This window comes from Wolbachia endosymbiont of Dipetalonema caudispina (assembly GCF_013365495.1).
In the GTDB taxonomy this organism is placed as follows: Bacteria; Pseudomonadota; Alphaproteobacteria; order Rickettsiales; family Anaplasmataceae; genus Wolbachia.
In genome coordinates this window covers 813098-838466 of the sequence record NZ_CP046580.1, presented here as the reverse complement: position 1 = coordinate 838466, position 25369 = coordinate 813098, and the positions used below count along the sequence as shown (strand labels likewise).

Genomic DNA, 25369 nt, shown 5'->3' with positions numbered 1-25369 from the left:
ATTAGTATGAAATTAAGAAAATGTTGACATATAAATAAATTTATGTTTGATGATATGGTTGTAATCATGATAATTGATCTTTGCACGGTATAGCCATTATTTTCACCATTAGGAATACATATACTAATATGGTTGTATTAGGGATAATATAATACTGTTATTTGGTATATAATATCATGACTACTATTAAATATTTTAGTTTTTTTTAAATTTTTAAGTAAAAAAAAGAGTTTGAAGTGTAATGTTTCCATGTGATAGGAATGAATTATTATCTTTTTTGATTTGAGAAATTTCATTGAGATTAATATTTTTTAACACTTTGAGAAGATTTTTATTATGATAATAGTATTGTTATTTTGATTAGTAGATCTTTAAAAATTTTTATTTTAAAATTATTGTTGATTAAGTCGCGATTTAAGTATTGACTTCAGTGATTATTAAATTTGTTTACTTTGAAATATTAATATTATTTCTTGTTGAGAATATTTACTGCTCTTTTTTTTGATCTCTTAATCTTTTTTAACTTACTTTTTATTTAAATATTATATTTTATATAAATTTCTTAAATTTTATTATTACTTTATGCTAGTCAGCTATTCTTTAGAAGTTTTTTGTATAATATGTTATTAATTTTATAACTATAAATTTTTTAATTTATTAGATAATGGTTATTTTTTTTGAGAAGTTATTTCTAATAATTCCTAATTTTATCTTTAAATATACTAAATTTTTCTTGTTTGTTTTCAGTTTAACCTTTTTGAACCTGATTTAGTATATGACGTAATAAATTTTATATATATGAATTTATAATATATTAGAGTCTATATATTTACCTTGATCACTTATTGAGTAATTGATAAACCTTGTTTTATGTATAGTTGTCATATATAATTTCATCAATTATATATCATGATTATAGTTCTTACTGAATGTATTTTATATTTTTATAATGTTTTTTATGTATTTTTGATATCAAGTCAGTTTATCATTTTTATAAAAAAAATATTTTCCTTTTATAAAAGTTATTTATTTTCTAATAGTAAAGTTTTTTTTATTTTGTCAAGAGATATACTTTAATATAGTGATTAGACTGCTTTATTAAAAGATTACTTGAACTTATTTTTCATAAATTGTTTTGAGAAGCATGATCATTTGTGATCTTTATTTTTATTAGGTTAGTAATTGTTTGCTATGGTTCCTATTGTTTGTAATTTACTTTTCATATAATTTTGCTCAACTATTGTATTTTTAGTGTGTGATTAATATTTTGTTTTTTTATTTTATATATTTTAATATATTTTAAATTCTAATTTGAATAAAAATATGAAAGATGAATTTGATATATTAAGTTACAGAATATAGCTGAGATTCTATATATTGTTTTTTTAGATTATATTAGATAAAGTGATAAATATATACTTTAAAAGTAAATTGACTTTAATTCTACTGAGAAAGTATACTAAAGCCATAATGGGTAACTAGCTCAGTTGGTGGAGCACTTGCTTGACGTGCAAGAGGTCATTGGTTCGAGCCCAGTGTTACCCACTTTTTTCTATCCATGAAAGGTTTGTATGATAGCAGTACATAACGGCAAACATTCAGCAGCAGAGTCCAAGCGTTTAATTCATTCTATAATAATAGTTGCAATTACAATGTTTATGGAAATAGTAGGTGGAATAATTTCGCATTCACTTGCTCTATTGTCGGATGCAGGTCATATGCTTATTGATCTTTTTGCTTTAGTATTAAGTTGGATAGCACATAAATTTTCAGCTAAGAAGTCTGATCTACAGAGATCATACGGATATCATAGATTGCAAATAATTGCAGCGTTTGTTAATGGTTTGACTTTATTTTTTATTTCTGTGATTATTATAGTTGAGTCAATAAGAAGATTTATTTTTCCAGTCGATATTGAATGGAAAATAATGTTAATTATTGCTACATTTGGACTAATTGCTAATGTTGTAGTTTTTTTTATATTGCATAGTAAATGTGAAAGTAATATAAATATAAAAAGCGCTGTGTTGCATGTTATAGGGGATATTTTAGGTTCTATAGCTGCTATATTTGCATCTATAATTATCATGCTAACTGGATGGCAAGTAGTGGATCCTGTTTTATCAGTATTTGTTAGCATAGTAATTCTAAGCAGCGGCTATAAAATTCTTAAAAGTTCTTGTCATATTCTTCTTGAAGGTACTCCTGAAGGGGTATCAGCTGAAGGGATAAAGAGTAGGATAATATCTAAGCTACCTGAAGTTATTGATATACATCATATACATGCATGGTCACTGTCTGATAATTATTTTATAATTACTATGCATGCTAAGGTGAGGCAAGATGCACAACATACTGGTATTTTATATGAGATAAAGAAAATATTATTAAATGAGTTTAAAATTGCTCATTCTACAGTTGAAATTGAATACGATGAATGTGTGGATGATAAGATATTGAAGATATAGTTTTATAATAGTTAGTGACTATAAATTTGAGCAAATGGAGACTAACACTATTTCAATAAAGATTTTTAAAACATTAAAGGTAAATCAATAATTAGGATCTTTTTAAATGGTTTTGAGGTTTATTTTCTTTGAATATTATTGTTTTTTATGTGTTCTTTTTTTTAGGAGGGTATGGGGTATGTTTATATGAGTAAATTATGAAGATTGTTACAATTTGAGGTAAGTAAGTTTTTAATAAAGGTTACATGAAAAATATCTATTCAGAATGGTGAAGCACGAAAATCTTGTCTTTTCTCATAAGTTCATAGTCTTTTGTAAGCAAAAACTTACTTTATTAATATATGCAAAAATTATTAGTAAGGAGTTTAATGTCAAAATAGAAAAGTTTTTAAAAACTAGTTTAAACGTAAATAAGAAAATAGTGAGTATATTATTTAAAAGTTAAAAATGAAATAATTTTGAAATAAAGTGATGATGTTAAATTTATTATCTAAGTAATGGAAGAATAGTTAACCAAGAAATTAGTTTTTATAGAGTTTTAAAAATACTTATAGTTAGCAATTGTATTTTGTAGGAGTGAGATAATATGAGAGTGAAATAGTTGGGTTATTATTTGTTGGGCAATGTCTTTTTGTATTCATTTAATAATAAATTTTTCTTTAATTAACTAAAAAATTTAATGAAAGTAGTAAGTTTATACTTTTACTGTTTAAAGTTTTTGGAGTATATATTATTAATAATCATCAGCAATGACTGTTTTTATTGAAAATTAAATTTATTTTCTGATGTATAGAGGATAATAATTTTAATTATGTCAGCACTCTGAAACAGAGTGCAGTAATATTATTGGTTGATAATTTTTGGTATAATATTTTTGCTATAAAAATTTGTGGATATTATTTCAGTTTTGTAAAAAAAAATTAGTGGTTACATTAAAAAATCTAAATGTAGGGTATAGTGAATATAGAATAGAGTAAGGCAAGATTGAATAGTGGTATTTTAATTATTGAATCATAATTGATTTTATGTTAAGAGGTCTTAAGTTAGTTAATGAATAAATTGATAGGATATAAGGAAATGATAAAGTTTTTTATTATATTATAAAGTACGAGGAAGCTGGAGTAATATTGAAAACAAACAACTGTTTAGAACAGTAATTACCGACTGTTTTGTTTCTAATTAAGAAGGGTGAGGATATATATAGAGTCTTTAGATTAGAAGTTTAATGTTAAACCGATCTCGATACTATGAGTTGATATGTTCTCTGCAATAGGTATTGAAGTACTGAAGTAACGGTAACCAAATGAAGGTTTTATTCCTGGAATTATTAGGTAGTCAACACCAAATTTTATTTGATAAGCGAACCAAGGAATGTTTAGTGGCATTAAGTTTTGTGATAATTCATTAATTTTTTTTAATTTAAAAACTGCTGATCCTATGCCAAGGGCAATATATGGAGTAATTTGTATATCTTGAATATTTGGGCTGTAATAAATATTAAACAAAAATGCAAATATATTAGCTGATCTGTCAAATACTGAAGAAGAGTGATCATTTTTGATATCAATCTTAGAGCACGTAGCTTCAAAAGCAACTCGGCAGTTTTTGCTTGTATAGCAACCTAAAGATATGCTGTTGAGCCAATGAAAATTAATTTCGCCATTAAATTTTCTTACGCTTTTGATTTCATCTGCAACTATATTTTTTATTATAGAATCATAGCGGTTTTTTTTAACTAAGGTAGATACTCTTTCTCTAATTGCTTTTATGCCATTTATAAATAGTTTTGAATTATCTGAGTATACCTTACCAAGGTTAGCACTGATATAAAAATTAAGTTTTCTATCTTTAGCTGACATAGATTCTTTTTTATTAATTTTTTTTTTAGATTCATGATGTGCAGATGCTTTTGTAAATATTAAGTTATCTATGAACTGTTTATTATCTGGATAATGATCAGCTTGGACAGAAAAAAAAATGGTGCATAAGATTAGTAATACATTAAAAACAACAGATTTTTTAGTCACGAATAAATTTGTAATTTGTAATGTTATATGCATTTCATTTTTATGAAAATTAAGAAAGAATACTTCCAATTAAATAATTTCTTTCCATTCCTATAATATTAGCTTTTACAATGTTTTTTCTTTCAGCCTTTGATAAAAGCTTTACTGATGCAAAATTTTCTGCTTTGCCAATATTATTTTTTTCAACCAGAACATTTTGTTTAGTACCTATCAGAGATTGATAAAAGTTGATCATCATTTCTTCATTTATTTTTCTTAGCTTTTTTGCCCTTTCTTTACGTATATTTTCTGGTACTTGTGGCATTCGTGCTGCAGGTGTGTCCTTTTGCTTTGAGTATGGGAAAGCATGTAGGTAAACTATGTTTGCTTCTTTTAGGAGATTAACTGTATCCTGAAACATTTCATCAGTTTCTGTTGGAAATCCAGTAATAATATCAGCACCATATGCTATATCAGGTCTTAAGTTTTTTACTTTATGACAAAATTCTATTACTTGTTCTTTGTTATGACGGCGTTTCATTCTTTTTAGGATTAAATTATTGCCAGATTGTAAACTTAAGTGTAGATATGGCATAAATCTTGATTCGTTGACTATTAGATCCATTAATTCGTTATCAATTTCGGCAATGTCAATAGAGGAAAGTCTAAGTCTCTTCAGTTCTGGAACGTCTTTTAAAACTTTTTTGATCATTGAACCAAGTGAAGGTTTTCCAAATAAGTCTGTACCAAAATCACTAATATCAACTCCTGTAAGTACTACTTCTTGATAATTATTTGCTATGAAAATCCTTATTTGTTCAATAATACTCTTTATTGGTACAGATTTGTTATTACCTCTTGCTTTAGTAATTGAGCAGAATGTACAATCATGGTTACAGCCATTTTGAATTTTAATAAATGCTCTTGACTTGTTTTCAAATTTATTAATTAAGGAACTACTTTCTTGGTTATCACTGGCTAATATTTTATTATCATTTAGCAAATAATTTGTAGCTTTTAGCTTGTCTTGATTATTTAATACTTTACTTACGCCAGGGATGTTACTATATGATTTAGGATCTAATTGAACAGCACAGCCAACTACGATAATCTCTTTATTTGGATCATTTTTATGAATCTTACGTATTTTTTGTTTTACTTGACGTTCTGCTTCGTTTGTTACTGCACAGCTGTGTATCACAATGATATTTTTTCTTCTTGCTTTTTTTAGTGCTTCTTTGATCAGTTCACTTTCATAAAAATTTAGACGACAACCAAATGTTATTATTTCATTCATATTGACTTTAATGACTTATAATTTTATTATTATATCAAATATTCAAACGAAGTCATAAACTTCTTAATTATGCAATAAACAACTCTATGTTTTTAGAATTGGTTTGTATTTTCGTGATAAATTTATACTTAAAGCTACGTATTAATAATATTTAATATTGATATTTTTTTTAAGAAGTCTTGTTTTATTTTAGTTGTTTATAGCTTTTGGTACTACAAAATATCCATGTTCAGATTTTGTATTGGATAGTATTTCTTCTTTCATACTTTTGGAATTGGTAACATTATTGTGTAAGTGAATGTTTTTATCTATAGTACCATAACGTACAGGAGAGATACCTTCAGTATTGACTTGTAACAAAGTATCATGTATCCAATCTAGCATTGTTAATTCTTTAGAGTAATGCTCAGTTTCATCGTTTGATAACTTGATTCTTACAAGTTGTGCAATTTTAAGCATTTCTTTTTTAGTAATTGTTACTTTTCTCTTGTTTGCAAATTCTATTAGTGAAGTGATTATATCTTCTGTGGATCTAATCGACATCTTGATTTCCTCTAATAAAATTGGTTAAAATATTCGCTATTGAAATAACTTCTATTTTACTAGTTTTTTTTAGTTTGTGAAGTATACTGTCTGTAGTTATTAGTTTATCTAGAGAGGAGGAAGAAATTTTTTCAACTGCGTTTCCTGAAAGGACACTATGTGTTATGCATGAGACTACAGATATTGCCCCATGACTTTTTAAAGCATGAGCTGTACTACATAGTGTTCCACCAGAATCAACTATATCGTCAACAATAACACAATTTTTATTTGTTACTTTTCCTATTATGTTCATTACTTGAGATATACCTGCTTTTTCTCTATATTTATCTATTATAATAATTTCATTATTAAATCTTATCTCATGTTTTTTTTCTAAAATTTTCGCAAAAGTACGTGCTCTACCAATCGCTCCAATATCAGGTGCAACTATTGCTAAGTTTTCTGTATATATGGATTCAACAAATATTTCAAAGCAGTTCAGGTTAGTTATTGGTACATCAAAAAAACCCTCAATTTGATCTGAATGAATATCAATCACTGCAACACTATTTGTACCTGCAGTTTTAATAAGATTTGTTACCAGTTTAGCACTTAAAGCGGATTGCATATTATTATTTTTAATAATTCTATCTTGTCTGCTATATCCATAATAAGGAATAATTGTTGTTATTTTTTTAGCTCTTAATCTTTTTACTGTATCAATTGTAAGCAAAAGCTCCATAAGATTATCGTTTACTGGAGGAGAAATTGATTGTATTATATATATATCTTGGTTATAGACATCGTTTTTTACGTATACATTTATTTCACCATCTGCAAACTTTGATACTTGAGTAAGCAATGGTTTAACATTTAGTTTATTGGCTATGGATTTTCCTAATTCTTTAGCAGAGCTGCCTATTATTATTTTCATGATCTATCTATAAACTTATTTTATAATAGTATACAGAAGTTCTAAGATAATAGAAATATGGATTAACGCAATTTTCTTGGTAAATTTATTTAAACTCTCATTTTATTTATAGTGAAAATTTTTAGTTACTTTAAATTTATGCCGATTCAGTGAGTAACTACTGTATAATTGACATTTTATGTTAAGTTTTTTTTGTATGTATGTTTTAGTATATTAATATAAAACTTGTTTTTTTATAAACTGTAAAAAGTATAAAAAAAATTAATATTAAAACTCGTTTTGTATAGTTGAAAGTGAAGTTATTTTACTAAGTTTTTTGTTTGTTTTTTACTATCTAAGTGGAATGGAGTTTTATATTTTTTACTAAATTGCGCTTTAGCTTTTTAAAGCGTCAATGCTATTAACTTAACTGGCCTAAGATTTATTCTGCTCTTTCTTTTAGTGCTTTTTATAAAGTATTATAATGGATAGTTTATTGAGCTCAATATTAGATCTAATTGTATAATAGTTTCTACTTGTCCTTTTTTATTAAAGTAAGGTTTTCTATATTGAGTTTATGGCAGAAAAAGTTATAAAGGATATATTTATAAAGTAATATTAGTATTATGTTATATACTTTATCTAAGGTATAAATTTACTACGTTTTTATAAAAATAAATGTTAGTGTTTAGAGTTGTATTGTTTCAGTAGACTTAAATGAAGTTTTTGTACAGTTATGATTTTTATTTATGAAATATGGTATATTATAATTAGTATTTAATTTAAGTTTATTATTATTTTTAGGTTCAATTATAAAGTTTTATATTATAGGTTGTTTTGCTCTTTTTTAAGAGTCTTTTTAGGCATGCCTTTATCTTATGTTTTGAGAATGCTCTTTTATAATTTTGTTATAACTTTAGTTTTTATCTTAAAAAAGAAGAGATTATAATAAATTAAATAATTATTAATTACATCTGTTTTATAGTGATTTTAAATTTTTTGTATCTATAATATAGGTCTATAAATAATAATTTGTTGCCAATTTTACCAGGGAGATTAATAATGTATAAACTTCATTGATTGTGCGAGAGATTAAAATCAAAAAGGAGATCAAGTAAATTATAATTCTAAATAGCTACTATGTTTCTGATTATAATATCAACTTATTGCTAGTTTAAAAAAATATATTGCTTAAATTCGTAATTAAAGCATGCTATTTTGTATTGATATTGTTAAAATATGTCTGTTGAATAAATTAATTTTATTATTTCTTTATGCATAATTAAAAATTTCTTTATTAATTTTTTATTTGTTAAATTTAGCATGCTTTTAATCCAATTTATTGTGGTAAATTACCTTAGTAATTGTTTTATACTAATATAGATTAAACTGGATAGCTAATATGATGAAAAGACTGATTAGAGAAGTGTTTTTTAAATTATTTCCTTTGAGTTACGTTTTATTAATGCGTCTCTGATTTTTTTCATACTGTTGTTGTTAGTATTGAGTAGATTGTTGCTATAATTTATTTAGTTAATTTTAATATGAAGCATTAATTTAAAGAGTCAGGTATTATTTATATATTCTTCGGGGCGATTAGTCCAAGGTTGTACCTTCACAAATAAAAATAAATGAACTTTACGTTCAAAAAATTTTTCTAGTTCTGTACGTGCTTCAATACCAATTTTTTTAATGCAACTACCATTTTTTCCCAGTACTATTTTTTTATGACTATCTTTTAGTACAAATATGACTTGTTTTATGACAAGACTTTTATCTTGTTTTTCTTGAAATTGTTCAGTTCTGATAGCTGTAGAATATGGTAATTCTTCATGTAAATTCAAGGATAGTTTCTCTCTTGTAGTTTCTGATGATAAAAAATGTGCTGAAGAATCAGTTATTTGTCCTTTTTTATAAAACCAAGGACTCACTGGTGCAACTTCAGATAAATAACTCATTAAATTTAAAAGTCCATTATTTTTTAGTGCTGATATTGTAAAAACTTTTTCGAATCTATAAAATAAGCTTAGATATTTATAAGCCATCTTTATCTCTTGCTTTTTTACTAGATCAATCTTATTAATAACTAAAATGCATTTTGCTTTTGTGTGTTGTAACCGTGCGAATATGATTTTGATTTTTTCTATATTTTTAAAGTAATTTTTTATATCAATCAGTAGCAAAGTTATGTCATTATCCTTAATTGCTGACCATGTAGATTTTACTAGGGCTTTTTCAAGTTTTGTATCTATAGAAAAGAAGATTCCAGGAGAATCAGTAAGGATAATTTGTGTTTTATTGAAAATTGTAATGCCTTTTATTTTGGTTCTTGTTGTTTGTGCTTTAGGAGTAACAATTGTAATTTTTTTTCCTATAATATTGTTAATCAATGTAGATTTTCCAGAGTTTGGTAATCCGGCTATAGTAACAAATAGGCATTTTTTTTCTTTCACGAAATAGATTGTAAATAGAGTTGAAGTTTAATGTCAAGTTAAACTATATGAATTTTATAAAATTAAGATAAATTTAGCACAAATTTTGTCACTTACTTCCTAAGTAGATTATTTTTCTGCTTATTAGCTTTCATGCATGGTTTATTTTAAATGAGAGTATAATTCGGAAAATTTGCTTGTAATAAAACTAATTTGATGGGTATACAAATATTATTTTAGTTAAAGCTTGGTGATTATTCGACAGTAACAGACTTAGCTAAATTTCTTGGATAATCAGCATCTAGTCCTTTTTTTATTGTAATGGAGTAAGCAAGGAACTGCATAGCTATACTATAGATTATTGGAGAAATAAAACTATTAGTACCTGGAAGTTGCACTACATCTGTACAAACTTTTCTTAAAAGTGAAACTCCTTTTTTATCGCTAAAAGCAATAACTTTACCTTTTCTTGCAATAATTTCTTGTATGTTGGATAATGTTTTGAAAAATAAATTGTCGTATGGGATAATTGCTATGACAAGTACAGATGAATCTATCAAAGCAATTGAACCGTGTTTCATTTCTCCTGCTGCAATGCCAATGGTGTTAATATACGAAAGCTCTTTTATCTTTAATGCACCTTCCATTGCAATTCCATATGAACTTCCTCTTCCTATTAGGATAATACTACTGTGTTCTAATATGCTGCTTGATATATGTTGTATCTTCACTACATTTAGAACATACTCAACGTATTCAGGGATAGAGTTAATAGCATCTCTCATCTGTTGTATTCTTTTTTTACTTAATGTGCCTTTTATTTTTGCAAGTTCCAGGACAAAGCATGCTAAAACTGCAAGTTGTGCGGAAAATGTTTTTGTTGAAGCAACACCGATTTCTGGTCCAGCAAGAGTATGTAATACAATATCTGAAAATTTTTCAATGCTACTGTTGAATGTGTTAGTTATGCTAATAATTATTTGTTTTTGTGATTTTCCATAATGAAGTGCTTCTATGGTATCTGCAGTTTCTCCGGATTGAGATATGTATAATCCAAAACTTCCTTCTTCTAGTTTTGTGTTGCTATATCTGAACTCAGATGAAATTTCTAAGTAAACTCGAATTTGAGCAATGCTTTCCAGCCAGTATTTAGCTATTAATCCTGAGAAATAAGATGATCCACATCCGATTATAGTAATATACTTCAGCTTAGAAAATGGTTTTTTATGAGCAGATATTACTTTTGTATACTTTTTATAAAATTGATTTATTGTTTTATTTAATGTGTGAGGTTGCTCAAAAATCTCTTTTAACATAAAGCTAGGATAACCATTTTTACTAATTAAAAAATTATTTGGACTGTTGCTTTTTATATTACGCTCAACTCGAATACCATTATTATATATGATAACTCCAGTGGATTTTATTGCTCCAACGTCGCCATCTTCTAAATGAGATATTCTTTCTACCATTGAACTTAGGGTATTAGAATCTGAAGTGGCAAATGAAGTATTATAGTTATAACCTATTGCTAAAGGTAATTTTTTTTTTGCTACAAACAAAACATCTGGATGTTCTGCAAATAATAAGACTAAAGCAAAAGAACCATGCAAATTGGTTAAACACTTAGATAGAGAATCAATAGGTGAAAGACCTTCATTAAGGTATATAGTTAGCATATTTGGTATGATTTCTGTGTCAGTATCAGTGTAAAACTGTATTCCTTTTTTCTCTAAGCTTTTTTTTAGCAAATTATAATTCTCAATTATACCATTATGAGCAACAACAATATTGTTGATATGAATAGGATGGGCATTTTTAAGGTTTGGAGCTCCATGTGTAGCCCAGCGGGTATGTGCTATTCCAACTGTACTGCTGGATATTTTACTATTGTTAATGACTTCATATAGTCTTTTAACTCTACCTTCTGATTTTCTGACTTCTATCTTGCCTTTATTATTTATAATTGCTATACCGGAAGAGTCGTATCCTCTATATTCCAATCTTTGCAATCCAGTTAGTAAAGTTGGTATTATAGAATCACCATTACTTACTGCACCAAATATTCCACACACAGCTATGTTTTAGTTATAAAGCATTTTTAATTTTAATATTGTTTTATCCTTTATTTGTTTTATCTAATCTATTTTTGTTTTTTTTGTCTTCCTTTTCAATTTTGACTTTTTCACTTGCTTTAACTACTATTTTTTGAGCTTCCTTATTTAAAACTTCAGATATAGCAGATTTTAGAACTTTTATTTCAACTTTTGGTGCTATTTCTATTATAAACTGTGCATTTGCTTCGTCAAGTTTGTTAACTTCTCCTATTATTCCACCAGACGTAACAACAGTGTCGCCACGTTTTACTTGATCTATCATCTTTTTAAGTTCTTTTAATTTTTTGTGATGGGGACGGATAATAAAAAAATAAAATACTACAATTATTAAAATTAGTGGGATAAGGTTAGCAAGAGATGTACCAATACCTGGTGTATTGCTAGTTGTATCTGCTGCTGCAGAAACTTTTGAAGTGAACATAATTTAATCCTGTTGTTAACGATAAATTTAAGTAAGCCTATTTAAGTATTAACTGCAATACTATTTTATGTCAAGTTTGGTGATAGTAGTTATTGTAAAGGTTGTTAATTTTGGTTTTGTATGAAATAATTACTGTAAATATAAATTTGTTATGTTAATGTTATGTTGTTTTTATGTATGACCTATAGTTTCAATGAGCGAAATTATGAATTCTTTGTAAGAGTAGTGTTGTTGGTGCAAAATTTTGTTGGGATATAGTATTTATAGTTTTATGTATTATATGTTGGTCAAAATATTTATTTTTTATAAATATTACTTAGGTGTTGTGTTTTTATATAATAATTAATTAAAAATTTATAGTAGTCTTTATTTTTCTTATTGTTCTAATACATAGAAGTTGGAAGCATGGAGTAATGGTATTGTTAAGTTTTTTTAATTATATAAATATTATTAGAAGTTTTTATATCATAAATATTTATTAATTTTTATCCTTACTGTGAAGTGATTTTAACTTTATGTTATTTGTAACTAATATTTGTAGTTGATCTATTTTTATAGATATATAATATTAATTTAAGGTTTAGTATTATTTTTATCTTACATAAAAACTTGAAATTAGTTATAATGAGAACTTTTTTTGTATAAAACAAGTTTAAAAAATATATATAAATATTTTAGATAAACTAAAATTAAGGGTATTTTTACAGTTTTGTTATCACGCAACTTCATTACTTTTAATCTTAACGTGTAAAGTGGTAATAATAACTCTCTGAGTTAACTAAGCAGTTTTATAATATTAAAATTATTAGAGTGGTAATGGATGAAAAATTATTAAGATTAGCTCTTTAGAGCTTTAAAAGTAAATAGATCAGGTGAGTGTGTATAAAGAAAAATTAGTGGTAGGGTACTTTATTGTGTTTCAGAGGTGACTTAGTTTTTAATTTGTATTATTAAAGATGAGAGAGCGAAAATTTTTTGCTGAATTATTCTACAGTTTATGCTTTTAAAAAGTGTTCTACTTTATGTTGTTAAAGTAAATAGGTATTATTTTTTTTATGAGGTTAGGAGTTTAAAGATTCAAAGAAAGTGCATTAATACTTGACGTAAAGAATTCTAATTGTAAGAAGTTGCTAAAGTTAGTGAGTAGCATTTATTAACTTTAGTATTTTGTAAGAAAAAATGTCTAAGTAATATACAGATAATTATTTGTTATTAAAAACATAATATTTTCCTTAGGATTATTATATTTAGTATATAATTGAGCCTTGAGAGCTTGATTTATAGTAAAAAATCAGTTTTCACAAGTTATAGGAAGGTTTTATGAAAGTATGATGAAATGGAAGATAGGTGGGCAGATTAATAATTTTAGAATTTGATATTAAGGAGTGTATGGATAGCAGAGAAGTTAATTATTTTTGTGATTGAATGAAATAAACTTTTAAAGTTGAACCACTATGTATTGTTTGTGAGTGGATAGGCATTGTAATTTATGATAGGAAGTTTTTTATAAAAGAATTATGCATATTTTAATACTTTGTTCATATTAAGGATTATAAAGAGAATAATAAGTCTTATTTCATTATTTAAAAAATTATGTAATAAATCATTACTAAAAGATATATAATAAATTAAGCTTTTAAAGGAAGTATGATAAGGATGTGTAAAAGATATTTAAAAAGGATTTAATGCTTATGTATAAGCCTCGTAATAATAAAATAGGGGGGGAGTATTGTATAAGCTTCAAGCTAGTACTATATCAATAGTGGGTGCTTTTAATAAAAAAATAAAAAAGGAATAATTTTATTAGGTTGGTATCAATTGAAGATGAGAAGTTGGTCTATTGTTTATAGAATAGATAGTTAAAAACAGATTAAGCTGTTGAGAGAAAGTGTATATTATAGTAGTTTTGTTAATCTTATGGTTAATTTTTTTAGTGTTGATTGGGTGTATAAGTAGTATTTTTTGTTATGATTAGTGTTTTTTTTAAATTAACTATGATATGTAGATGTGATGCCAAAGTACTATTATTGTGAAATAAGTAGTTGTAGTATATGATATTAATCAAGCAAACTATTATAAATAGTAAAGTGTGTAGAGCATTGATTCTAATTTTTTTTGTTTACAAGACATAGAAGGAATAAAGGTTTACTGACAAAAGTTTGTAAAAGAATCTAATCTTTCAAAAATTTTGTGATATGTTTGTACTTAATTTATAGTCATTACAAGTAACTTATTGTTTAAATTTTATTTAATGTCTAGCTCTTAATTAATTTTTATCTATTAAGTTCAATTACTTACTATTTTGCTTTTTTCTTTATATTTTACTGAAGGGCTAGAAAATTAGTATAAATTTTTCTCTTTAGGTGATATTATTAGTTTATGGTTTGAATAAGCAGATATGGAGAGGTTATCCTATAGAATTATAGAACATGAGTACGATGTAGTGGTGGTGGGTGCAGGTGGAGCAGGACTTAGAGCAACCCTTGGAATGGCTGCTACTAATTTTTCAGTCGCTTGTATCTCTAAGATTTTTCCTACACGCAGTCATACAGTTGCAGCACAAGGTGGAATCAGTGCAGCTTTAGGAAATATCACTGAAGATGATTGGCGTTGGCATGCATATGATACAGTAAAGGGATCAGATTGGCTTGGTGATCAAGATGCGATAGAATACATGTGTAAAAATGCTGCTAAAGCTGTTATAGAGCTTGAAAATTTTGGTGTTCCTTTTTCTCGTACAAGGGAAGGTAAAATATATCAACGTTCCTTTGGAGGGATGACAACTCATTTTGGTAAAGGGAAATCGGCTCAGCGTACTTGTGCAGCAGCAGATAAAACTGGGCATGCAATTCTTCACACTTTATATCAGCAGTGTCTTAAGTTTAATGCTGAATTTTTTGTTGAGTACTTTGTGATTGATTTAATTATGGATAATAAAACTGGAGCATGTTGTGGAGTTTTTGCATGGTCATTATGTGATGGTACATTACATAAGTTTCGTGCACATTTTGTAGTGTTAGCGACAGGTGGATATGGGCGTGTTTATTTTTCTGCAACGAGTGCGCATACTTGTACAGGTGATGGTAATGGTATGGTGGTCAGGGTTGGATTACCACTTGAGGACATGGAGTTTGTACAATTTCATCCAACAGGGATTTATGGTTCAGGGTGCTTAATAACAGAAGGATGCCGCGGAGAAGGTGGGTATCTTATTAATTCTCAAGGTGAGAGGTTTATGGAACGATATGCACCTAAGGCAAAGGACTTAGCTTCTCGCGATGTGGTAAGTCGAGCAATAACAATTGAAATTAGAGAGGGAAGAGGAGTTGGAGCGAAAAAGGATTATGTATATTTGACTATAGCACATCTTGGTCCAGAGATGATAAAACTGAGGCTTCCAGGGGTTAGTGAAACTGCAAAGACTTTTGCTGGAGTCGATGTGACTAAAGATCCAATACCGGTTATTCCAACTGTTCATTATAATATGGGTGGTATTCCAACTAATTATCATGGAGAAGTAATCACATTAAAGGAGGGTAAGGAGGAAATAGTGGAAGGATTATTCGCAATTGGAGAAGCGGCATGTATTTCTGTGCATGGGGCAAATCGACTTGGTTCTAATTCTCTTCTTGATCTTGTAGTTTTTGGTAGAGCTGCAGCATTAAGAGTAAAGGAGAAATTAAAGTTTAATACACCACATAAAGAATTGCATTCAGATTGTACAGATTGGATAGTGGATAGGTTCAACAAGATGAGATTTGCTTCTGGAGGGATTAGAGCAGCGAAAATTCGTAATGAAATGCAGAACATTATGCAAAGGTATGCATCGGTGTTTCGTGTTGCTGAAGTTTTAGAAGAAGGGAAAAAGGCTATAAAAGAAGTAGCAAGAATGATGTCTGATATTGTACTTAAAGATCGTAGTATGATATGGAATAGTGATTTAGTTGAAGCATTAGAACTTGCTAATATGCTTCCACAAGCAATTATTACTCTGGAATGTGCAGCTAATCGTGAAGAAAGTAGAGGTGCTCATGCTCGTGAGGATTTTCCTAAGCGTGATGATAAAAATTGGATGAAGCATACTATAGCGTGGCTTGAAGAAAAGGAAAATAGAATTGATGTAAAAATTGGCTATAAAAAAGTTGCTGAAAAAACTCTAAGTGATGATGTTGATTTCATAGCGCCAGAAAAGAGGAATTATTAATTTACTTTGTTAGGTTCTAATATTTTTTCGATAAACTTGGATGTTGATATATCATCTATTTTAAAATTGGGGAGGCTTTTTTCAATGTATTTTAATTGTAATTGATCTTGTAATTTTTGTGTTTTTTGTTTCTCTGGGTTATTAGGTTTGTTTTCTATGCTTTGAGAAAAATTACTATATTGCATATTATTTTTGAATATGTTGCCTTCAGATATAGTTTGTTTTTCTTTAGTAAATTTTATTTTAATTTCTTTGAAAGAATTGTAAAGATTTTCTAAATTAAAATATATAAGGCAGCAGCCTACTATGGCTGCTATAATATATAGTGCGGTAGTAATTATGACATTTCTCCGGGTAGCACTTAATATTATTGTGCAAGTTAGAGCGATAAATATAAATGTTGTTACTGCTTTATAAATAATATTGTTAGTATGCTTTATAATATTATCTGTTTTAAATTTTTTGCTAAAATTAAGTTTTAGTTTAGTTTTTGTATCATCTGGAATAAGTGATTTACCTGTCAATTTTTCTATTTCTTTTAGAGTTTGATAATATTTTCTATTCCATAATGATCCAGGTAGTATTAATTGTTTTGGGTCGGCTCCATTTTGTAATAATTTTACGCAGAACTTAGCTATATTATCATTATTTTTATGATTAGGAGAATTATATTTGTCTTTTACTATTCTGGAAATTAATGCTACTTGTAATGGTGTTTGTTCCTTATTATTCTTAGCATTTATAGCTTTGATTATTTTGTCTTCAGGTATATTCACATCTTTTACTATTAGATCTAAGCATGCAACTTTTTGCTTTCCTTTGAGTGAAGCAATATAGTGCAGAGCATTTTTTTTACTACTATCTTTAACAGTGATATCGACGCCGTTTTCTAGTAATAGCTTTAAGGTTTTATATCTTTTAGTTTTTTCAAAACTTACTAGTGAAAGTTTTTTGCTTTTTTTTTGCATATACTGGAGTAATTGGTGGAGAGGTGTTTGACCCTTTTTATTGAGAGCGTTTATAGCGTTACTAAATTCATCTTTATGTAAAATTAACTTTAAGTATGCAATTTTTTGTTTTCCTTTGAATGAAATAATATAATGTAAAGCATTATTCTCTTTTTTATCTTGAGTAGTAATATCAGTACTATTTTCTAGTAATGTCTTTAAGGTTTTATATTTATTAGTATTTTTGAATTCTTTTTTTGTTATATTTTTTATTTTATTTATTGATATAAATTTTTTACTCTTTTCCTGTATATTTTGGAGTAATTGGTGGAGGGGTATTTGACTTTCTTGGTTCTTATTATTATTTATAGCATTGATATATTGTTCTTCTTTACTTACTTTTAGTAATATGTTAAAGAATTTAAGCTTATGTTCTTTTTTTAATTTTGAAATTATCAGATGTAAAGTATTATTATCATTTACATCTTTAAGGCTAATATTTAATCCTTTTTGTAAAGGTTTTTTAGAAAGTTTTTTGTCATCATTATTGATTACTGAATATAGTAAATAGTTATTATTATTAATATTTAAAATATTTATGCTATTTGTTATAGCATCTTTAATTTTTTTTTCTATATCAGTTTTCTTCTCTAATTTGAATTGCTTTACCGGTTTTGTTAATTTTTCTAAGAGATTATTATAATATGTTTTTTGTTTTTCTCTTAAAGCTTGTAATTTTTCTGTAGATAATTTTAAATTACTATAGTTATTTTCATGTTTTAATAATTTTGTTAAAGATTTGAGCATATTATTATTTTGTACTATATAAGATTCATGTTTTTTTGTTATTTTATTACTCAGTCTTTTTTGAAGAGTGCTTTTTTTTTGCTTTTTGTTATTAATAAATTGTACTACTTTTTTTTTAGTGCTAATTTTAATTAAGATATCTAAAAGTTTAAGCTTTTGTTTTTTTTTCAATGATGTTGATGTAATAAGGTAGATATCTTTCTTTTTTTTATTTTTTATATTATTAATATCTGTGTAAATTTTTAGTTTTTTTATGTTTTTATTGTTTTGTTTTTTAATTTCTTTTGATGAGTGAATGTTATTATTTGTTATTTCATTGTCTATTTTTATTTTGTAATCATTTTTAATGTTGCCATCGTAGAAGTCATTTTTTAGTTCATTATTTTTACTATTCTTGTAATTATTTTTTTTATAGGTGTTGTTATTAAAGTAATGTTTGCTATTACAAATGATTTCTGAAATTACTTTTTTTATTTTTTCATCTTTTTTTGTATGATTTAGTTTTTTTGATGTTTTTTTATTATTTAATTCTGGGAGAAAGTGTTGAATATAGTGTTTATAGTGTTTTTTCTGTTTTTTAAGTGAGTGTTTTAATCTAGTTAATTTTTTAGTAGAGTGAGAACTTTTGTAGGTTAATTTTTTTTCTGTGGAATCATGTGGTTGATTATCTTTTCTTTCTTGCTTTTTATTTTTGTTTATATGTTTTTTTAATTTATTTATATTAATAGTTAATGTATTTGTATTTTTATTCATGTGACCTTTAATATTAGAATTATTTTATTGTGAATACAGAAAAGTTTATTTTGTTAAAATTAGTAATAAGTAGTTGAATTAGATTCGAAACTAGCTAAGTGTTGTATGTAAAATTAAAATAAGATGGTGTAAAATTAAAATAAGATGGAAAGGAAAAATTTTTTTATTAAAAAAAATTATTATCATGACTTAAACCTCCTTTACATTTACCGCTTATTTAAGCCTTTTAATCTTAAAAAAGAATAAATTTGCCAAGTAAATCGCAATTGATTTTAGTTTGAAGTTATTTTAAAAGGTTAAAAGTAAAGATAAATCTTTTTTATATCTATGACTTGTATTTTAATAGGTTGTTTTTTTTAAAACTTGAATTTAATAATAGTTATCATATATTATTTATGGCTAAAACTTGGAGTTTATTACAGGTAGGACAAAAAGAGAGTTATAAGGTAGTATATACAAATGCTCGTATTATTGATCCAGAGAGCAGACTTGATATAAAAGGTTCATTGCTAACTGAAGGAAGTAAGATTGTTGATTTTAGTAAGTCATTATTTTTAGATAGAGTTCCAAGTGGAATTGACGAGATGATAGATTGTAAAGGACTTGTTTTAATGCCTGGTCTTATTGATATTCATGTACATTTTCGTGAACCAGGGCAAGAGCATAAAGAATCTATATATACAGGTAGTAAATCTGCGGCTGCTGGAGGTGTGACAACTGTAGTTTGTCAGCCTAATACTATTCCAGCAGTAGATAATGTTGTTTTGGCTAAATATTTGAAATATAGAGCGCTTGAGACTTCGCATGTAAATGTTGAATTTTACGGTAAAATTACTACTTCGGAAGAAAGGTTAACTGAAATGGCGCTTTTAAAAGAAGCAGGTGCAGTTGGGTTTACTGATGATGGTATGCCAGTTATGAATTCAATGATTATGAGACAAGCATTGCTTTATTCAAGTATGTTAAATGTTCCTATTGCTCAACATGCAGAAGATTTAAATTTATCCGGTGGTGGTGTGATTAATGCAGGTAAGATTTCTGAAGAATTAGGAGTGAAAGGAATTTTAAGTGCATCAGAATCAGTTATAGTAAGTCGTGATATATTGCTTATGAAAGATATAAAAAATGTGCACTATCATATTTTGCATGTTTCTTCAAAAGATTCTCTTGATGCTATTAAACATGCAAAAGGTTTAGGATTAAATGTTACATGTGAGGTAACTCCTCATCATTTTACTTTAACTGAAGATATAGTGAGAAAATATGGAGCACTTGCAAAAGTAAATCCTCCCCTTCGTACTGAAGGTGATCGTTTAGCTATGATTGAAGGTTTGAAGACGGGTGTGATTGATTGTATTGCAACTGATCATGCTCCGCATGATTGTGATTCCAAAAATTTACCATTAGAAGACGCTGCATTTGGTATTGTTGGCCTTGAAACAATGCTGCCTCTTTCACTTGAACTTTATCATAGTGGGCAAATGAGTTTGTTTGATGTGTTGGCAAAGCTTACATATAAAGCTGCTGATATAATACATATACCACGCGGTCGTATACAAAAAAATCTTATTGCTGATTTAATTTTGGTTGACTTAAATTATGAGTGGACAATTAAAATTGATAATTTTGCTAGTAAATCAAAGAATTCTCCTTTTAATGAACGTAAAGTAAAGGGTCGTGTGGTACGTACTATTGTATCAGGCAAAACCGTTTACTTATGTGAATAATTGTATAGAAGGATAGTTGGTGTTATATAAAATTTTTATTTTCTGTGACTTGTGATTTTTTCGAGCTTAGCATTTTTATTAAAAGTATAAAACATTATAGTAAAGTTTGATATTTACTATATGTGTGATTAATTTAGCTTTAATTTTTATTGGTAGAGTTTTTTTGATATTCTTTAATAGATTTTGTTATTAGATTTTATGAAAAAATATTTTATTAATTGTTTACATTTGAATTTGTATTATTCAATAAATGCATTTATTGAATTTGTGGATGGTTAATCTTTGTAGAATTATATATTTTGAATGAGTTAGATCTACCTATAGAAAGATAAAATTTATTTTATCAGGATTCAGAATTTTCTTGGTTAAGTTTTTGTTTAATTAAGTACTGAAATAGTGACTTAAAATGTGATATAATAAATCAATTATAGAAATTTTTATTTTTGATATCTAAATTATATTTTCTGTAATGACACAAATTATTTTTTTAAATTTTAATGAGAACTTGTTTTGTGGTTTATTTATAGTTTTTTTTACTTATAAGTATCATCTTTTCTTTATTAAGAAGTAAGATATACTACTTCTTAGTATATGATATAATAAATATAATTTTTAAAAATATGACTTATTTTAAATTTAATGATTATTTTTTTAATATTTAGTAATTTATGCTTTTTTATTTTGTTGATCATTCATTCTATTTAAAGGGCAATGACGTAGTAATAATATATTACAGATTTGTTATTAACTATTTTTAGCAAGTTTTCATGTATTATGTATTCTTATACTTAATTCCATTTTTAGATGAGATATTCTTTTTAGAGCTTATTTGTTAGTGATAACTTTACTTTACAAATGTATTTCTGTATGGATTTTGAGATTTTATATTTATAATAGTTGGTGAAGAAAATAAGCTGTATTTATATTTACTTTAAGATACCTATTATAATGAAGTCTTGTTACAGCCCTAGCTGCTCTAAAAATTTTAATATTTTTCTATAATTTTTTTTGTACTACTTGCTTTTCTTTTAATCTTGTAGTGATGTTTTCTCTGCCAATAAAAATTAATAATTTAGCAAGTTCTGGGCCTGTTTTTTTGCCTGTTAAGGCTAAACGCAGCTGCATAAGTAAGTCTTTTGTTTTTGTATTTACTACTACTTGCTGAATAGCTTTAATCCATTCTGATAATGTATTTTCATTACAGTCACCTTGTGGTAACGTGTTAAGCGCTATTTTTATAAATTCTTTATCAAAGATTACAGGTTCTATATTAAATTTACATATTTTCCACCACTTTGCTACTTCAGAAAATTTTTCTATATTATTTCTTATGAAATACCAAAACTCTGAAGAGTTTACTTTAACTTGATTTAGACGTTTTTTTACCGTTTTAAATGGTATCTGTTGTAGAACTTTTCTATTGAGCTTGTATACTTCGTTTAAACTAAATTGAACAGATGCTGAGCTAAATTTTTTAATATTAAATGAGTTAATTAAAGATTGCATGTTAGTATGAACTTTGGTAAAGTTTGCTGTTCCAAGCTTTGCTAAGTAATTAGCAAGTGAAATTGGTTCAATTCCATCTTTTTTTATAGATCTAATATTTAATTCACCTTTTCGCTTTGATATTTTACTTTTATTAAAATGTAGTAGAGAAAGGTGAGCAAATGTAGGAACTTTTGTTTTTAATGTTAGTATCATTTGTATTTGTGCTGCAGTGTTGGTTATATGGTCTTCTCCCCGTATGATATGTGTTATATTAAAATCAGAATCATCAATAACAGAAGGTAGCATATATGTGTAAACTCCGTTTTCTCTTTTTACTACAGGATCACTAATGTGGCTAGTTACAATGTTTATTTTGCCTTTAACTTCATCATCCCATTTAACGATTTTATTTCTATCTAACTTAAATCTAAAATATGGTTTTCTTCCTTCTTGTTCATAATGAGCTTTTTTTTGCTCAGTGAGAAGTAATGCATCTCTGTTATAAACAGGTGGAAGTCCTTGTTTTAGCTGTATTTTACGTTTGATATTTAGTTCTTCTCTTGTTTCATAGCATGGATAAATATGTCCTTCTTTTACCAAGTTTAAAAATACCTCGTTGTAGCGCTCAAAGCGTTCTGATTGCTTAAAGTTTGAATCCCAGTCTATGCTAACCCATTGTAAGTCTTGTATGATGCTATTTATGTATTTGGTATTTGAGCGCTGAAAATCAGTATCGTCGAAGCGAAGTAGAAATTTGCCATTTTGACTACGTGTATACATCCAAGATATGAGTGCAGTGCGAATATTTCCTACATGAAGATAACCTGTTGGGCTTGGTGCAAATCTTGTTAACATTGTGTTATCTTAGCTTTTTAAAAATTTTATATAAGTATTATAGTGAAAGCAAATAAGCAATTAAAGTTTTCATGAACTTTTGTTTGTAAAAATTTAAGTAGTAATAGGGGAAAAGGCATAAAATTATTTAACAGATCTTATCAATTTTCTTTGTTACAATATATGGTGAAAGTATTTTATGATCTAACATTGTAAAGATAAAGGTGTTAAAAGCTAATATCTCTTAGTATTTAATTTTTTTATTATAGAACTCATGATAGAATCGTGTTTTTATAGATTTTATTAAATTTTCAAAGTTTTGTCTATGAGAGATGAAATATACTGATGAGTATTTTAATAAGAAAAATTTTATTGCTAAAATAGATGGTACTTGAATGGTTTTTGTTATAGTAATTTCTTAAATGTTAAGTCATTTATGTATGACATTTTCATTTATGTATGACATTTATTGTATTTAATAAATATATTCTTCATTATGTATTGAAACTATTTTTCTTAATAATTTATTGTGAAATGGTATTGAAAATGATATTATATAATAATTAATATTGAAGTTAAGTTTTTATTGTATAACTATAGCTCATGATTATGGTGTTGACTACTTGGTAAGTATGCAAATTATAATGTATGTTTTGTATTTCATATACTATTAATGTGATATCTTAATTGTAAGAAATATATAATATGAAGGGTTTGTATATCAAAACTTATGGTTGTCAGATGAATGTTTATGACTCCATTTTAATGGAAAATATAATTAAGCCTTTAGGGTTTAGTATTGTTAGCAATATAGAAGAGGCTGATTTAGTGATACTAAATACTTGTCACATCAGAGAGAAAGCAACAGAAAAGCTTTATTCGGAGCTTGGAATGGTTAACTCATTGCGGAAGAATAATAATAAGGAAGTAATTATAGTAGTAGCTGGATGTGTAGCGCAAGCAGAAGGGAAAGAAGTCTTTAAAAGAGCTCCATTTGTATATGCTGTTGTTGGTCCCCAGGATATTGCTACTTTGCCAGAGTTAATAGTTAAGGCAGGTAGAAGTAAAGGATATGTAATAAACACTGATTTTCCTGAAATTACAAAGTTTGATAAGTTGCCAAGTGAATGTTATGGTAATCATCAAGGGTCTTCCGCATTTCTTTCTATACAAGAAGGTTGTGATAAATTTTGTACGTTTTGTGTAGTGCCCTATACTCGTGGTGCTGAGTATTCACGGCCAGTGAATAAAATATTTCGTGAAGCGCTAAAATTAGTTGCAAATGGAACTAAGGAAATTAATTTACTTGGTCAAAATGTCAATGCTTATCATGGAAAATGTGAAGGGGAGGTGTGGGATTTAGGAAAGTTAATTCGTTATATTGCTAAACTTGAAAAGCTAAAAAGAATTCGCTATACTACTTCTCATCCAAGAGATATGCACGAATCTCTTTACTTGGCACATGCGGAAGAGCCAAAGCTTATGCCATTTATTCATTTACCTGTGCAATCAGGTTCAAATAAAATATTGCGTGCGATGAATAGGAAATATACTGTAGAGGAATATTTAGAAATAATAAATAAGTTTCGTACATTAAAAACAAAAATTGAATTTTCTTCTGATTTTATTGTTGGTTTTCCTGGAGAAACAGAGAAAGATTTTGAAGAAACTATAAAATTAGTGGAAAAAGTGAAGTATGTTCAGGCTTATGGTTTTAAATATAGTCCAAGACCAGGTACGCCTGGAGCAGAGAAGAAAGATCAAGTGCCAGAGGAAATTAAAGCAGAACGTCTTTTTTATTTACAAAAGTTAATTAATAAGCAACAGCTTGAGTTTAATCGAAGTATGGTTGGTAAAGTTATACCTGTTCTGTTTACTAATAAGCAGGGTAAGTACCAAAAGCAAATTATTGGTAAAAGTCCATATATGCAGTCAGTGTGTGTTCATGATCCTGAAGATAAGTATAGAGATAAAATAGTAAATGTGAAAATACTAGAAGCTTGGCAAAATAGTTTATTAGGTGTATGCTCTAAGAGTTAGCTTTTTGTCTTTTTTTATTAAGAAGTTATTTTTGAATTGAGTCAAGTATTTCTATAAAATTTAAAGAAAGTACTTTATTTGTTCCTTATTATTCTTAGCATTTAAAGTATAATCGTAATCTTTAAATATTATGTTTTAATGTAAAAAACTTTGTATAAAAGTACTTCTTAGGCCATTAATCGTTTTATTTTTGTATTTATAATGTTGTTTAATTTTCTGAAATTTTTTTATAAAAATAGGTTTTAAATTAGATCATTTATACTGCTGTTTTATCAGTGTTATTAAATTCTTAATAAGATTCATTTTTGTTATTATTGCTTTAGTAAATATAATTATTTTTTAATAAAGGTAGGGTTTATATCTTTTTAAATTTGTAATTTTTTATAAAAC

At 26.8% G+C, this 25369-nt stretch carries 13 protein-coding genes and 1 tRNA gene; 5 read left to right on the top strand and 9 right to left on the bottom strand.

Annotated elements, in window-relative coordinates; translation table 11 throughout:
* The first annotated feature begins 1472 nt into the window (after positions 1–1472).
* Together GOY14_RS03195 and GOY14_RS03190 are read left to right on the top strand one after the other, a co-directional pair.
* A tRNA-Val gene (locus GOY14_RS03195) sits at positions 1473–1545 on the top strand.
* A gap of 26 nt (positions 1546–1571) precedes the next feature.
* Positions 1572–2468 (top strand): cation diffusion facilitator family transporter, encoded by an 897-nt coding sequence (locus GOY14_RS03190; RefSeq protein ID WP_175809825.1) that lies wholly within the window; start codon positions 1572–1574, stop codon positions 2466–2468.
* A 1214-nt stretch (positions 2469–3682) separates the two neighbouring features.
* Here GOY14_RS03190 and GOY14_RS03185 read toward each other — a convergent pair.
* The 7 genes from GOY14_RS03185 to yajC all read right to left on the bottom strand — a co-directional run bounded on the left by GOY14_RS03185 (position 3683) and on the right by yajC (position 12179).
* Positions 3683–4495 (bottom strand): outer membrane protein, encoded by an 813-nt coding sequence (locus tag GOY14_RS03185; protein ID WP_255419686.1) that lies wholly within the window; start codon positions 4493–4495, stop codon positions 3683–3685.
* 49 nt (positions 4496–4544) lie between these two features.
* Entirely contained in the window at positions 4545–5771 is a 1227-nt protein-coding gene (mtaB, locus tag GOY14_RS03180) for a tRNA (N(6)-L-threonylcarbamoyladenosine(37)-C(2))-methylthiotransferase MtaB (RefSeq protein ID WP_175809823.1), read from the bottom strand.
* Between the two features lie 189 nt (positions 5772–5960).
* On the bottom strand, positions 5961–6314 hold the full coding sequence (locus tag GOY14_RS03175; protein ID WP_175809822.1) for an Asp-tRNA(Asn)/Glu-tRNA(Gln) amidotransferase subunit GatC: 354 nt from the start codon (positions 6312–6314) through the stop codon (positions 5961–5963).
* A complete protein-coding gene (locus GOY14_RS03170) occupies positions 6304–7230 on the bottom strand; it encodes a ribose-phosphate diphosphokinase (RefSeq protein WP_175809821.1) in 927 nt (308 codons plus the stop codon). Before GOY14_RS03170 ends, GOY14_RS03175 begins: the two co-directional genes overlap by 11 nt.
* A 1544-nt stretch (positions 7231–8774) precedes the next feature.
* A complete protein-coding gene (gene era / locus GOY14_RS03165; protein WP_175809820.1) occupies positions 8775–9662 on the bottom strand; it encodes a GTPase Era in 888 nt (295 codons plus the stop codon).
* 233 nt (positions 9663–9895) lie between these two features.
* Positions 9896–11716, bottom strand: a complete 1821-nt coding sequence (gene glmS / locus GOY14_RS03160; protein WP_175809819.1) for a glutamine--fructose-6-phosphate transaminase (isomerizing) — start codon at positions 11714–11716, stop codon at positions 9896–9898.
* A 43-nt stretch (positions 11717–11759) separates the two neighbouring features.
* Positions 11760–12179, bottom strand: coding sequence for a preprotein translocase subunit YajC (gene yajC / locus GOY14_RS03155; RefSeq protein WP_175809818.1), 420 nt, complete (start codon positions 12177–12179; stop codon positions 11760–11762).
* Between the two features lie 2398 nt (positions 12180–14577).
* On the opposite strand from yajC, the gene sdhA reads away from it, so the two are divergent.
* Positions 14578–16383: a succinate dehydrogenase flavoprotein subunit gene (gene sdhA / locus GOY14_RS03150; RefSeq protein ID WP_175809817.1), complete on the top strand. Its 1806-nt coding sequence runs from the start codon at positions 14578–14580 to the stop codon at positions 16381–16383.
* Here sdhA and GOY14_RS03145 read toward each other — a convergent pair.
* Complete coding sequence (locus GOY14_RS03145) at positions 16380–18890, bottom strand: ankyrin repeat domain-containing protein (protein WP_175809816.1); 2511 nt, start codon at positions 18888–18890, stop codon at positions 16380–16382. The genes sdhA and GOY14_RS03145 overlap by 4 nt on opposite strands.
* Positions 18891–19285: 395 nt before the next feature.
* On the opposite strand from GOY14_RS03145, the gene GOY14_RS03140 reads away from it, so the two are divergent.
* Positions 19286–20617, top strand: a complete 1332-nt coding sequence (locus tag GOY14_RS03140) for a dihydroorotase (protein WP_175809815.1) — start codon at positions 19286–19288, stop codon at positions 20615–20617.
* 996 nt (positions 20618–21613) lie between these two features.
* Here the strand turns inward: GOY14_RS03140 and gltX are convergent.
* Positions 21614–22960, bottom strand: a complete 1347-nt coding sequence (gltX, locus tag GOY14_RS03135; RefSeq protein ID WP_175809814.1) for a glutamate--tRNA ligase — start codon at positions 22958–22960, stop codon at positions 21614–21616.
* A 684-nt stretch (positions 22961–23644) separates the two neighbouring features.
* Between gltX and miaB the strand changes: the two genes are divergently transcribed.
* The gene (miaB, locus tag GOY14_RS03130; protein ID WP_175809813.1) at positions 23645–24979 is read left to right on the top strand and encodes a tRNA (N6-isopentenyl adenosine(37)-C2)-methylthiotransferase MiaB; all 1335 of its coding nucleotides are present in this window, start codon (positions 23645–23647) and stop codon (positions 24977–24979) included.
* Positions 24980–25369 lie beyond the last annotated feature (390 nt).

What these genes read in the sequence shown, in the direction of transcription:
- GOY14_RS03190 (WP_175809825.1), top strand. Translation starts at nt 1,572, where the DNA reads ATGATAGCAGTACATAACGGCAAACATTCAGCAGCAGAGTCCAAGCGT.
- mtaB (WP_175809823.1), bottom strand. Translation starts at nt 5,771, where the DNA reads ATGAATGAAATAATAACATTTGGTTGTCGTCTAAATTTTTATGAAAGT.
- GOY14_RS03175 (WP_175809822.1), bottom strand. Translation starts at nt 6,314, where the DNA reads ATGTCGATTAGATCCACAGAAGATATAATCACTTCACTAATAGAATTT.
- GOY14_RS03170 (WP_175809821.1), bottom strand. Translation starts at nt 7,230, where the DNA reads ATGAAAATAATAATAGGCAGCTCTGCTAAAGAATTAGGAAAATCCATA.
- yajC (WP_175809818.1), bottom strand. Translation starts at nt 12,179, where the DNA reads ATGTTCACTTCAAAAGTTTCTGCAGCAGCAGATACAACTAGCAATACA.
- sdhA (WP_175809817.1), top strand. Translation starts at nt 14,578, where the DNA reads ATGGAGAGGTTATCCTATAGAATTATAGAACATGAGTACGATGTAGTG.
- GOY14_RS03145 (WP_175809816.1), bottom strand. Translation starts at nt 18,890, where the DNA reads ATGAATAAAAATACAAATACATTAACTATTAATATAAATAAATTAAAA.
- GOY14_RS03140 (WP_175809815.1), top strand. Translation starts at nt 19,286, where the DNA reads ATGGCTAAAACTTGGAGTTTATTACAGGTAGGACAAAAAGAGAGTTAT.
- gltX (WP_175809814.1), bottom strand. Translation starts at nt 22,960, where the DNA reads ATGTTAACAAGATTTGCACCAAGCCCAACAGGTTATCTTCATGTAGGA.
- miaB (WP_175809813.1), top strand. Translation starts at nt 23,645, where the DNA reads ATGAAGGGTTTGTATATCAAAACTTATGGTTGTCAGATGAATGTTTAT.